This window comes from Dysgonomonas sp. BGC7 (assembly GCF_001261735.1).
Taxonomy (GTDB): domain Bacteria; phylum Bacteroidota; class Bacteroidia; order Bacteroidales; family Dysgonomonadaceae; genus Dysgonomonas.
In genome coordinates, this window is the sequence record NZ_CVRP01000005.1 from 1 (window position 1) to 11,972 (window position 11,972).

Annotated in this window: 11 protein-coding genes, 2 pseudogenes and 3 riboswitches; of the genes and pseudogenes, 4 read left to right on the top strand and 9 right to left on the bottom strand. The window is 34.6% G+C overall.

The features are described from left to right. Nucleotides 1-95 precede the first annotated feature (95 nt). The gene (locus BGC7_RS03085) at nucleotides 96-866 is read left to right on the top strand and encodes a formate/nitrite transporter family protein (protein ID WP_255351450.1); all 771 of its coding nucleotides are present in this window, start codon (nucleotides 96-98) and stop codon (nucleotides 864-866) included. A 19-nt stretch (nucleotides 867-885) separates the two neighbouring features. Here BGC7_RS03085 and metE read toward each other — a convergent pair whose 3' ends face one another. Together metE and BGC7_RS03095 are read right to left on the bottom strand one after the other, a co-directional pair. Further along, entirely contained in the window at nucleotides 886-3,180 is a 2,295-nt protein-coding gene (metE, locus tag BGC7_RS03090) for a 5-methyltetrahydropteroyltriglutamate--homocysteine S-methyltransferase (protein ID WP_050700108.1), read from the bottom strand. Between the two features lie 40 nt (nucleotides 3,181-3,220). Further along, a riboswitch (cobalamin riboswitch) is annotated at nucleotides 3,221-3,409 on the bottom strand. Nucleotides 3,410-3,432: 23 nt separating this feature from the next. Further along, entirely contained in the window at nucleotides 3,433-4,554 is a 1,122-nt protein-coding gene (locus tag BGC7_RS03095; RefSeq protein ID WP_050700109.1) for a 5-methyltetrahydropteroyltriglutamate--homocysteine S-methyltransferase, read from the bottom strand. 159 nt (nucleotides 4,555-4,713) lie between these two features. On the opposite strand from BGC7_RS03095, the gene BGC7_RS03100 reads away from it, so the two are divergent. Next, entirely contained in the window at nucleotides 4,714-5,184 is a 471-nt protein-coding gene (locus BGC7_RS03100; protein ID WP_050700110.1) for an Lrp/AsnC family transcriptional regulator, read from the top strand. Here the strand turns inward: BGC7_RS03100 and BGC7_RS18280 are convergent. The 7 genes and pseudogenes from BGC7_RS18280 to BGC7_RS03130 all read right to left on the bottom strand — a co-directional run bounded on the left by BGC7_RS18280 (nucleotide 5,162) and on the right by BGC7_RS03130 (nucleotide 10,380). Beyond that, nucleotides 5,162-5,389, bottom strand: coding sequence for a cysteine-rich CWC family protein (locus BGC7_RS18280; protein ID WP_082206448.1), 228 nt, complete (start codon nucleotides 5,387-5,389; stop codon nucleotides 5,162-5,164). The two genes, BGC7_RS03100 and BGC7_RS18280, sit on opposite strands and share 23 nt — an antisense overlap. 37 nt (nucleotides 5,390-5,426) lie before the next feature. Beyond that, on the bottom strand, nucleotides 5,427-5,966 hold the full coding sequence (locus tag BGC7_RS03105) for an epoxyqueuosine reductase QueH (protein ID WP_050700111.1): 540 nt from the start codon (nucleotides 5,964-5,966) through the stop codon (nucleotides 5,427-5,429). Between the two features lies 1 nt (nucleotide 5,967). Beyond that, the gene (nrdF, locus tag BGC7_RS03110) at nucleotides 5,968-6,972 is read right to left on the bottom strand and encodes a class 1b ribonucleoside-diphosphate reductase subunit beta (protein WP_050700112.1); all 1,005 of its coding nucleotides are present in this window, start codon (nucleotides 6,970-6,972) and stop codon (nucleotides 5,968-5,970) included. 18 nt (nucleotides 6,973-6,990) lie between these two features. Continuing rightward, nucleotides 6,991-9,081 (bottom strand): annotated as a pseudogene (gene nrdE, locus BGC7_RS03115) (class 1b ribonucleoside-diphosphate reductase subunit alpha). Beyond that, the gene (gene nrdI, locus BGC7_RS03120; RefSeq protein ID WP_050700113.1) at nucleotides 9,050-9,439 is read right to left on the bottom strand and encodes a class Ib ribonucleoside-diphosphate reductase assembly flavoprotein NrdI; all 390 of its coding nucleotides are present in this window, start codon (nucleotides 9,437-9,439) and stop codon (nucleotides 9,050-9,052) included. The pseudogene nrdE and the gene nrdI overlap by 32 nt, the downstream one beginning before the upstream one ends. Before the next feature lie 6 nt (nucleotides 9,440-9,445). Beyond that, complete coding sequence (locus BGC7_RS03125) at nucleotides 9,446-9,685, bottom strand: thioredoxin family protein (RefSeq protein ID WP_050700114.1); 240 nt, start codon at nucleotides 9,683-9,685, stop codon at nucleotides 9,446-9,448. 114 nt (nucleotides 9,686-9,799) lie between these two features. Next, nucleotides 9,800-10,002: riboswitch (cobalamin riboswitch) on the bottom strand. A 153-nt stretch (nucleotides 10,003-10,155) separates the two neighbouring features. Further along, nucleotides 10,156-10,380, bottom strand: a complete 225-nt coding sequence (locus BGC7_RS03130) for a hypothetical protein (RefSeq protein ID WP_050700115.1) — start codon at nucleotides 10,378-10,380, stop codon at nucleotides 10,156-10,158. A gap of 65 nt (nucleotides 10,381-10,445) precedes the next feature. Then, nucleotides 10,446-10,654, bottom strand: a riboswitch (cobalamin riboswitch). Nucleotides 10,655-10,772: 118 nt separating this feature from the next. On the opposite strand from BGC7_RS03130, the pseudogene BGC7_RS17570 reads away from it, so the two are divergent. Together BGC7_RS17570 and BGC7_RS18020 are read left to right on the top strand one after the other, a co-directional pair. Further along, nucleotides 10,773-10,971 (top strand): annotated as a pseudogene (locus BGC7_RS17570) (histone H1). A 624-nt stretch (nucleotides 10,972-11,595) separates the two neighbouring features. Beyond that, the gene (locus BGC7_RS18020; RefSeq protein ID WP_050700116.1) at nucleotides 11,596-11,784 is read left to right on the top strand and encodes a hypothetical protein; all 189 of its coding nucleotides are present in this window, start codon (nucleotides 11,596-11,598) and stop codon (nucleotides 11,782-11,784) included. Nucleotides 11,785-11,972 lie beyond the last annotated feature (188 nt).

An 11,972-nucleotide genomic window follows, 5' to 3' on the forward strand; every position in this document is an offset into this window, starting at 1 on the left:
ATATATTCAAATCTTATGGACTACCTATTTGAAATATAAAAATAGCTAATTATTATAAACCTCAAGAAACAACCCTATATTTTGCCGCTTCGGCTATTAATAAAAAAGATCTACCTCTACCCCAATTTTGTTTACTTGCTATTTTAGGCGGAGTTTTTATTGCTTTTGGAGGACTACTATCAGTAGTGGTTGCCGGGGGGATACCGGGTGTTGGTGTCATGAATCCCAGATTAGTCAAATTTGTAGCGGGATTATTATTTCCCGTTGGACTGATTATGGTGTCAATAACAGGAGCAGATCTTTTCACTAGTGATTGTGCTGCTTTTACATTTGTTTCGTTACAAAGAAAAATTAAAATACAAACTTTCTGTAAATACTTACTCCTATCTTACTTATTCAATTTTGTAGGCACTCAAATCGTTGCTTTTCTGCTTTCTTATGAAGTTGGATTATTAGACAAATATCCTTGGCAGGCATACCTTTACCATTACTGCGATACTAAGGTAAACCAAGATTTCATCAAGGTATTTATAAAAGGCATTGGAGCTAATTGGCTTGTTTGCTTAGGTATGTTTATGGGGTATGCCGCCAAAGATATTTTGGGTAAATGTATTGGTATATGGATTCCTGTAATGCTATTTGTCACATTAGGTTATGAACACTCTATAGCTAATATATTTTTTGTTCCGGCAGCTATCTATTCAGGCGCAGATATTTCTTGGTTTAGTTTTATATCACAAAATCTTATTCCGGCTACACTTGGCAATGTCATAGGAGGGGGGAGTATTTGTTGGTTGCATCTATTGGTATCTATTTCTCAGGAAGGAAATGGCAGTAAAAGAAAAACAGCCACAAGTTTAACTTAGTGGCTATTATGAGTGAAAATTAAAATTCTTTTCTCAATTCTTTTGCAGTTTTGACCATATTCACAAGAGCCTCTTTGGTTTCGTCCCATCCTCTTGTTTTAAGTCCACAGTCGGGGTTGATCCACAATTGCTTTGAAGGGATTACTTGTATGGCTTTTTTCATCAAACTAACCATCTCCTCCATATTTGGCACACGTGGTGAGTGAATGTCGTAAACACCCGGACCGATATCATTCGGGTATTTAAATTCAGCAAATGCATCCAGTAGTTCCATTTGCGAACGCGAACATTCTATTGTAATGACATCTGCATCCATCAGGGCTATGTGTTCGATAATATCATTAAACTCAGAATAGCACATGTGTGTATGTATCTGTGTCTCATCTTTAGCTACACTTGCTGATAGACAAAAACAATTTACAGCCCAGTCTAAATACTGCTTCCAGTCTTGTTTACGTAGCGGTAAGCCCTCTCTTATGGCAGGCTCATCAATTTGAATGACCTGAATGCCTGCTTGTTCCAGATTTTCTACTTCTCTTCTGATGGCTAAAGCAATCTGTTTACATGTTTCAGAACGAGGCTGATCATCCCGAACAAAAGACCATTGCAAAATAGTTATAGGGCCGGTCAACATACCTTTAACAGGTTTATTGGTTAAAGCATTAGCATACGTAGTCCAATATACACTCATCGGATCAGGACGTGAAACATCTCCATAAATAATTGGAGGTTTTACACATCGTGAACCATAGCTTTGCACCCAACCGTTTTGAGAAAAAGTGAATCCGGCTAATTGCTCTCCAAAATATTCAACCATATCGTTGCGTTCAAACTCTCCATGCACCAAAACGTCTAAGCCAATTTCTTCTTGCCATTTTATTGCCTTTTGGGTTTCAGCTCTTAATAAGTCATTGTACTCTTTTTCAGACAAATTGCCTTTCTTAAATTGAGCTCTCCATGAACGTACTTCTTTAGTTTGAGGAAAAGATCCGATTGTTGTTGTCGGAAACAGAGGCAGATTTAATATTCCTTGTTGTTTCTGACGACGAACTGCGAATATACTCTGCCGTTTACTATCATCAACAGATATATTCTTGATTTGCTTTTTTATTTCTATATTATGAATCAGACTCGAACTTTGTTTGCTTTGAATCGCTTTTTTATTCGCTTCAAGTTCTTTCTTCGATTGTTCTGATGGACTTTCCTGCAGTAAATCTTTTAGAGCTGATAACTCTTTTACTTTCTGTTCGGCAAAAGCCATCCATTGTTTGATCTGGGGAGTCAGTATGTTTTCTTTAGTTTCCAGCTCCAAGTCGTAGGGGACATGCAAAAAAGAAGATGATGCTCCGATCAAAACCCGATCTTTTCCAAGCTTATTAACAGCTTTGTAGATTGTGTTCAATGAATCTGAAAAATCATTTTTCCAAATGTTTCGACCATCGACAATACCTAAAGACAGTTTTTGGTTTGCCGGCAATGACAATAGAATGGAATCTAGTTGTTGTGGACAACGAACTAAATCAATATGTAAAACATCGACAGGTAAGTCAAGAGCTAGTTGGGTATTATCTCTTAATCCTTCGAAATAGGTTGTCAGGATAATTTCTAGTTTTGGACAAGCATTTTTTATTTGTTTATAAACAGTGGGATATAGAGATTTTACCTTATCATTTATATCCATTGCCAAGAAAGGTTCATCTATTTGAATTGTAGTAGCTCCGGCTTCTTCTAATTTCTTTAGTATCTTAGTATATACCGGAATAAGATGTTCTACTAAATCTAATTTGTCAAAACCCAATTCTTTTTCTTTTCCCAGTAATAAGAACGAGATAGGACCAATGATTACAGGTTTGGTCTCGATCCCTAAAGCTTTAGCTTCTTTATATTCTTCAAGAGGCTTGTTGTTGAACAATGAGAATTGTTGCTCTTTTGTAAATTCGGGAACTATATAATGGTAGTTGGTATCGAACCATTTAGTCATTTCCATTGCAATGATATCGCATCCGTTTTTCTGGTATCCACGCGCCATTGCAAAATAAAGTTCAATTTTGTTATTTAGTAGAGGAGTATAGCGTTTAGGTATTGCACCTAAAGACATTGCCAGGTCTAAAACCTGATCGTAAAACGAAAAATCGTTAGACGGAATAAGATCAATTTTATACTCTTTTTGCAAGTACCAGTTCAATGCCCTGATTGAAGCTCCTTCTTTGAGAAGCTGTTCTTTGCTGATTTTACCTGACCAAAAATTTTCGCAGGCTTTTTTCAATTCACGATGGCTACCAATGCGCGGATAACCGAGAATGTTTGTTTTCATTTGTTATTCAATTAAATTTATTTTTAAATTAAAAGTTTATCTCTATTTGTAATCCAATGGCAGGTCTCCTGACTTCCACTATTCTGTTTTCCTTCCCATCTAATAAATATAGACAGTGGACTATTAAACAGAATTAAATAGCTGTGGTTACAGTTGCGCGACAGTTCACGATTTACACATGATTCCCTATTCTCCTTTATGCAAAAGCACCTTTCGATTATTCAAACATGATGATAAACTTTTTAGATGTATTTATTTTCCCCAAACTTCTTGTGCTACCTCACAGACCAATGCAATTTTTTTCCATTGTTCTTCTTCGGTAAGGATATTGCCTTCTTCGGTTGATGCAAATCCACATTGCGGACTTAAGCATAAGTGATCTAGCGGAACAAATTTAGAAGCCTCTTTTATTCTTTCTTTTATCAGGGTTTTATCTTCTAGTTGTGGAAACTTAGAGGTAATAAGACCGAGTACTACTTTTTTGTCTGATGAAATATATTGTAATGGTTCAAATCCTCCTGCACGATCAGTATCAAACTCCAAATAATAGGCATTTACATTTTCTTTTCCGAACAGGTTTTCAGCAACAGGTTCATAACCTCCCGAAGTCGCCCATGTAGAGTGATAATTACCCCGACAAACATGAGTGTTGACAATTAAATCGTCAGGTAGATTTTCGATAGCTTTATTATTTAGATTCAAATAAATTTCTTGTAAACTTATTGGATTGTAGTATCCATTAGCCATTGTCTGCCAGAAGTTTTTATCACAAAGCATTCCCCATGTACAATCATCCAGTTGAATATTTCTACAACCTAATTTGTAGAGCTCCAATATTACAGCACGATAAGCAGTTGCTATATCTTCCAACAGATCATTTCTGTTTGGATAATACTCATTTACTTTTTCTTCGTTTTCTCCGCGTAATAATTCAGCATAAAATTGAGATGGAGCTGGGATGGTTTGCCTTGCAACAACATCATCAGAAATAATGCTCTTTAAAAATTTAAAATGGTCAAGAAATGGATGACTCGTAAAGCGAATTTTCCCATTCAAACGAGCTGAATCTGCCCGGGTTTCTTCTCCATGAAACATATAGCCTTGCTTCATTATATTGTGTTCAACACCATCGAAACCCCAGAAAAAATCTAAGTGCCAATAGCTACGACGAAATTCACCATCAGTTGCCACTTTTAAACCAACCTCTTGTTGCTTGTGAACCAGTTTCTGTATTTCTTCGTCTTCTATCTGTTTTAATTCTTCAAGAGTGATTAGTTTTTGAGAGAACTTTTCTCTGGCTTCTTTTAATCTGTCGGGACGTAGAAAACTGCCGACAACATCTGCCCTAAAGGGTGCATTTTGTTTTAAATTCATAATTGTAATTTTCAAATTAATAATCCATCAAATTTAATATTTGCAAACAATATATCTGTATCTGTATTTATTTTTGGATAAAAATTCTATTTTTGCATAATACAATGCAATTATCAGATAAAAAAACTAGTAAAAACACTTTTTAAAGAAATTTTCCCTATGGAAAAACTGGATGCTACGGATATTAAAATATTAGGAGTGTTACAAAAGGACTCAAAATTGACCACGAAAGAAATTGCTAAACTTGTAAATTTATCTCCAACACCTGTTTTTGAACGACAAAGAAGATTGGAAAGGGACGGATATATTAAGCGATACACTGCCGAACTGGATCCTGAAAAATTAGGGTGTAATCTGATTGTTTTTTGCAGTATAAAGTTAAAACAGCACACCAAAGAAAATGGGTTTCAATTCATGGAAGCTATTAATCAAATTGATACGATAACTAACTGCTACAATATTTCGGGAGATTATGATTTTATGCTGAAGATCTATGTGCAGGATATGAAGCATTATCAGGATTTTGTTCTCAATACTCTTGGGGAGATTGATGCTATTGGAAGCCTACACAGCACTTTTGTAATTGGAGAAGTGAAGAATACAAACTCTATTCCGATTTGTTGGGAGTAAGAAGCTCTTCGATTTCGTCTAGCCCTTGTTTGTAGAAGCTCGCTTTCAGATCTTTTAAACATTGCAAGCAAAGACAGCCCGGATACAGCGCATCTATATAAGCTAACTCTTTTACCGAAAGATGAATTTGTGTACATTGGCATGATAAAATATCATTGTGCCTACATTCAAATATTTTACCGCAACAGGGGCATCTCTTTTCCATGGCTTCATGAATTTGTTATACCAATAAATGTAACAAATTATTTTCGGATACTAAATTCACAACCGCAATATTGTTGGTTGTAAAAATCGTTTTCTTGCAATAGAATCTTTCTTCTTTCGGTCAATCCTCCTTTACGCCAGTCTTTATCCCAAAAAAGAACGTTATTCACAAGAGATATAGCTCCTAAACCGGCATCAAGTATTTGTTCCCGACTTTTCCATCGAGAGCCTAAGAGAGTTGTGCTAAACTTTTTAATTTGAAGTTCTGAGGTTAGTATAGCCGTAGCTTCAAGTCGTATTGAAAAACATTGACAGCATCGTCTTCCCCTTTCGGGCTCAGTCTCTAGCCCTTTAATTTTCTCTAACCAAGATTTATGATCATAATCACCATCGATAAATTTCAATCCAAGTGACTTGGCATAGCTCATACATTCTTCTTTTCGTTTCAAATACTCTTCTTGCGGATATATATTCGGATTAAAGAAGAACAGAATGGGCTCCACTTCATTATTACACATCCATTCTATAATGGGTGCAGAACAGGGTGCACAGCAACAATGAAGCAGAACTTGTTCCATATTATATTTCTATTTTCAATTCTTTCTCCATACTAAAGTCATCATCATGCAGGTGTACTACCTCTAACGTCTTCTCATAATTGGTAGATTTCTTCGAAAAGAAATCATGTTGTGTCGTTTCAACGTTCAATCCATTGAGGACAATAGGGTTTACCTCTCCCACTTCGAAGCGAGACTCAAAGCCTAAGTTCATCAAAGCCTTATTACCATTGTAGCGGATATACTCTTTCACTTCACCTGTTAGCCCAACATCACTATACACATGATCGGTATACTTCAACTCATTTTCGTATAACACATCCATGAGTTTGAATAAATTCTCTTTTATCTTATTCTTCTTTTTTTCATCAAACTTGTTATAAATCTCTTGCGCCAAAAGCCCCACGAATACCCCATGAATAGATTCGTCTGCTACAATTTTTTTTATGATATCACAGCTTGCAACCATCTGTCCTTGTCCACAAAGCCAAAGTGGAAGGAAGAACCCACTGTAGAATAAAAAAGTTTCTAACATGACAGACGATGCCAAAGCCATGTAAACATCTTCGGGTGGAGCATTCTCATTGTCTAGTTTCCGATAATTGGCATCAATGGTTTTGGCTTTAAATTGCAGTTGCTCATTATTCGATGCCCATTCAAATATCTCGTCTATTTCGGCAGTTGTGGCAACCGTTGTAAATATTGTAGAGTATGACTTTGCATGAATAGATTCCATCATACACATATATGATAATACCGATTTGTTTTGTAGTCCATCTATATGATCTATTACTTTGGGCATACCGGTGTGACTTTGTATTGTATCCAATAAAGTCAGTCCCCCGAGTGCTTTTTTATATGCCTCTTTCATTTCGGGAGAAAGAGATTTCCACGAATCAATATCTTTTGATGGTATGTATTCCGTATCAATCCAGAATTGTTTGAGATTTTGCTCCCAAAACATTTCGACATAATCATTTTCGGGTGTATTCCAGTTTACGGCGTGGAATTGTTTATTTGTATTCATAATGCTTTTTCTTTGAATTTATACAGAGCAAGATACACACTCATCAATAGTTGCTTTTCGGGTACGTGTATAATACAACGATTTCAATCCTATTTTATGTGCATAAATATAATAACGAGCCAAATCGCGAGTAGTATCACTACTCTTAGTATGAAGTATAGTAGAAATACCCTGATCGACATGTCGTTGTATTACGGAAATAAGTTTCATAACCTTCATCTGATCCATATCGTATGCCGTCTTCTAAAAGAAAAAATAGTCATTCGTTAAATAAGGCATCGGATAGAAAGTGGTACTATCTCCATATTCACGAACTTCGATAGTGTCTACTACCGGCATTACGGAGGCAGTCGATGTCATTATATATGATGAAGATTGATTGGGAGCAATAGCCAAACGGTAGGCATGATACAAACCATGTTCTACAACTTGATCTTTCAGCTCCTTCCACTCTTTCTTACTTGGTATAGAAATACCGTCAAATAAAGATTTTACCTTATCTGTTTGAGGTAGATATTCTAATTTCAAATATTTGTCAAAGTAAGTACCTTTTGCATATTCCGATTTTTCAAAATCTTTGAATGTCTTTTTCCGTTGTTTGGCTATTTCCTTTGAACGTTGCAAAGAATAGAAGTTCATCATCATAAAAAACACATTGCAAAAGTCGAGAGCCTCTTTGCTTTCGTAGGAAATAAAGTTTTTCGCAAAAAAGCCATGCAAGTTCATAGCTCCTAAACCAACACTGTGCAACTCTTCGTTCGCTTTTTTTATTGATGGAACAACATCAATATTTGAAATATCTGTGACTACAGTAAGTGCATCTATTGCGGTTGAAACAGCTTCTTTGATTCGCTTGTTTTCCATCACGGTTGCAACATTTAGTGATCCTAAATTACACGAAATGCCTCTGCGGATAATATCTTCTTGATAATAATCGTTGATCTCTGAGACTTCCGATAATTGCATAATTTCAGTACATAGATTGCTGAATTTCACTTCTCCGATATCTTTCAAAGCATGTTCTCTATTCGCATTATCTTTGAAAAACAGGTATGGGTAACCACTTTCTTTTTGAGTCTGGGCAATCTTAACGAGCATAACTCGTGCACTCAAGCGTTTTTTTCGAACTTTGGGATTATCTACCAGCTCGTGATACATCTTATTCATATCCATATCATCGAGATATTGTCCATACTGACGAAATACTGAATGAGGATAGAATATATAATATGGCTCATCTTTTTCGGCTAAATCCATAAACTTATCAGGAACAACAACCCCAATGGAAAGCGATTTGATGCGAACTTTCTCATCCACATTAATTTTTTTGCAATCCAGAAACTCTTCAATATCCGAATGAAAAATATTCAAATAGGCGGCTCCAGCTCCAGGACGTTGTCCTAATTGATTGGCATAGGAAAAAACATCTTCCAATAACTTCATTATAGGAAGTACTCCGCTTGCTCGTCCTTCAACTCCTTTAATTGCCTCAGATCGACCTCTTAACTTTGATAAATTTAGTGCGACTCCTCCTCCAATAGAGGAAAGCTTCATAGATGAATTAATTGCATAGCCTATGCTGTTAAGGCTGTCGCCAATTTCGTCAAGAAAACAAGATACTAATTCCCCCGAACGGCGTTTTCCTCCGTTCAAAAATGTAGGGGTAGCAGGCTGGTATTCTTGATTTACTAATAGTTCAGCATATTTTATCGCTTGCTCTACACTTCCTTGGGCCAGGTACAATGAAATACAGGCTATTCGATCTTCGTAGCGTTCCAAGAATTTTTCACCACTATCATCTCGAAGTGCATAATTTTGAAAGAACTTAAAAGCACTCATAAAAGAAGGAAAACGAAATTTCCGCTCATATATAAGTGCATATACCCTCATTATTTCTTCGAAAGTATATTGTTCGTAAAGATTTTCGTAGTAATTGTTTTCGATCAGGTAATCAATCTTTTCTTTCAATGTATAGAAGAAGACCGTATTCTTATTTACATAGTCAAGAAAATATGAACGTACAGCTTCTTTATCTTTATCAAGCTGATAATCATCATCCTTCTTTATCATTACCTCATTATTGAGGAGTATCCATTTCTTTATTTGCATAGTCTGTTACTTTTTGAATAAAACTATTTACATCACGATCCAAACCAGCTAGTTCGAATTTAAGTAATATCGGAATCTTATATTTTTGAGAAATAGCATTAGCTGCCAGCGCAAAATTGGTTCCCCAATTCATATTGCCACTCGACGAAATAGAAATAATATAAGGATGCCATTGGTCCATAAATAGGAGCGTTGAGAGAGGGACCTGCCCTATTCGAGTGGTAAACGTAATCAAGTGCCCAATTTCATGAACGGTTATTCCATCGTATATTTTCACACAATTCCATTCTGTCAGCAATCTTACTTTTTCTATAAATCGCTCAACATTACCGGTCTTACTATCGTAATATATTATCATTGTTTATCAGAGGGCAGCAATCATTTTATTCAACTCTTCCGGTTGATACCCAATAGTTCTCATTAGTTCGTCATTGTCTTTTAATAATATTGTTGTAGGAACAGAGCGAACTCTATATTTTACAGCAAGTTCGGGATTATCAAAAGGATTTATGACTTCAAAAGATATTGATTTTGAATCTAAATGTTGAGATACCATAACACATGGGTTACAATCTGCTTTTTCGAATTTTATAATTTTCTTCATGATGGGTTAATTTATTATATATATAACAAGGGCATACATAGTTCCTGTAACTATAATGCAATCCTACTTGAATTTATAATTTCTTTTTTATAATATTTTCTTTATATCCCGAAAGAAAAATATTTTCTTTTTGGCAGGTCTTCTGACTTACTCCATCTTTAAACGTCCTTCCCATTCGTAATAGAATAGTGGATTGAGTATTGCTCAAAGACTTTGGTAGAGCTTACAGCAGCGGGTCTGTTCAGGATTTACACCTGATTCCCTTTTCATTATTTCTAAGAATTTAGAATAATAACACCAAAGATTACTACAAATATGTAACAATATTTCGAGATAAAAGTTTTCCAGAAATAGAAATTTTTATTTAAATTATACAACTATTATTTATCAAAAAAGAAAATATTATTTGAAAATTATCATATGTAGTTTTCATAAAATATTATTTGCTCACTAATACAAAAATGGAAAAGTCATCCCAACTTCTCCATTTCAGGGGTCAATTCTAACATCAAATCAGCTTCCCACAGCGGATTTGACACTTCCGAGGAATTGAGTTCTTTATTATTGTAATGCACTAACATAAAGTGCATATATGTTACATTCCCCAATATTTTCTTTGGGGAACAAATTATCTTTTCTGAATGGTTTTCTCTAATTTTAGTCAAGAGATTGTATAAAAATACAATCTGTTCCATTCTTATTTTCTGACAATAAAATATTCGAAATAATACTAATGTTTTTCACCTCATTTCCCGAAGGCATAAAACCTCAATATTCTGGCAGGTCTTCTGACTTACTCCATCTTTGAATGCCCTTCCTATTCAATTATTATTGAATAGTGGATTGAGTATTATTCAAAGACTTTTGGTGGAGCTTACAGCAGCGGGTCTGTTCAGGATTTACACCTGATTCCCTTTTCACCACATTTCTGAAAATATGAAATGCGACACCAAAATCGAGGGTAAATGTATTAATTTTTTAATTAATAATAAAGGGTTCTAAAATGATTTTTGGTATTATAAATAAATTTAGAGGAGTATTCAATAATAAATTAATCTTTACTGTTCGATTTTAAAATATGATAGTAATGAAAGATTTAGTGGGGAATTTAAATTATTTGTTTCCTGACTTTTCAAAAGAACCAAACTCTCAAGTAGAGAATGGCAATAAAACTGCCGGACAACGCACTAGAAATAGAAAAAGCTATGGAAGAATTCCGTAAAGATTCTATTGAAGAATCGAAAAAAAGAATACCAGACAGCCTTCTTACAAGATACAGTAAATGAGAGATTTTTTGAATAAAAATAACTACTAAAAATAGTATATTTGAAATAGTAGTTATTCTGTAGTAAATTTTACCTTTTAGATTGGTAAACTAAAGACGGAAGGATATTCAATCCCCTCTCTGTCTGATGTAGAAATTCATAATTCTTTTATAATTACAAAATGGGAATAACTGGATTATATTCTTTCTTTATAAAAAAACTACTATATTTGTGTATAATTATTTGAATAACATGGTGTTGCTATATGGTTGACAGAGCAATTTTTCTAGGTGCTACCAAATCGCTACCACACCCATGAAAAAAGAACAATAAATTACAGACAATATGTCATTTAGATAATAAAATAACGATCCCGTTCGGATCACTACCAAGAATAAAGCGATTACAATGAACGTAGTCGCTTTTTCTGTTCTAATTGGCTTTACTCACTACATTCAGGACACATCGGAACACCGCATGTTGCGATGAATATTCTTGGAATGTTTAGAAATAGTTTAGACTTCTATTTTCATCTTAATGACAACATTTAAGATCAACAGGATATTAGAAAGTTTTTCAAAGAACAATAGAATAATAAAGATAATATTAGAACCAAATGTTGATTAATTCCAGAATGTAGAGAATATGAGTAATAAGCAAAAAATAAAAAATAGAAACAGAAAACTACATAATAAAGAACATTCTGATTTGCCTATTTGGCTTCGAATACTTCTGCTTCTTTGTGCAATAGGACTTCTCTTATTTATTCTATTTGGACCTAAAGCTATTGGTCTTGATTGGTATCCTGGAAAAGGTTTTGATAATATCAAATAAGATTTCATATTTACAATTCAAGATGCTTATTAACTTATATTTGCCAATTGCCAGTTAGTTACATCTGTATTGATCAGTTATTTCTGAAAAGTAAATTCAATATTAATATAATAACAAAATATCTTTTGTAAGTTTGCCAAATGGGCTGAAAGGGGAGTTGGTTAATCTATCACCGCGTGGAGACCGGT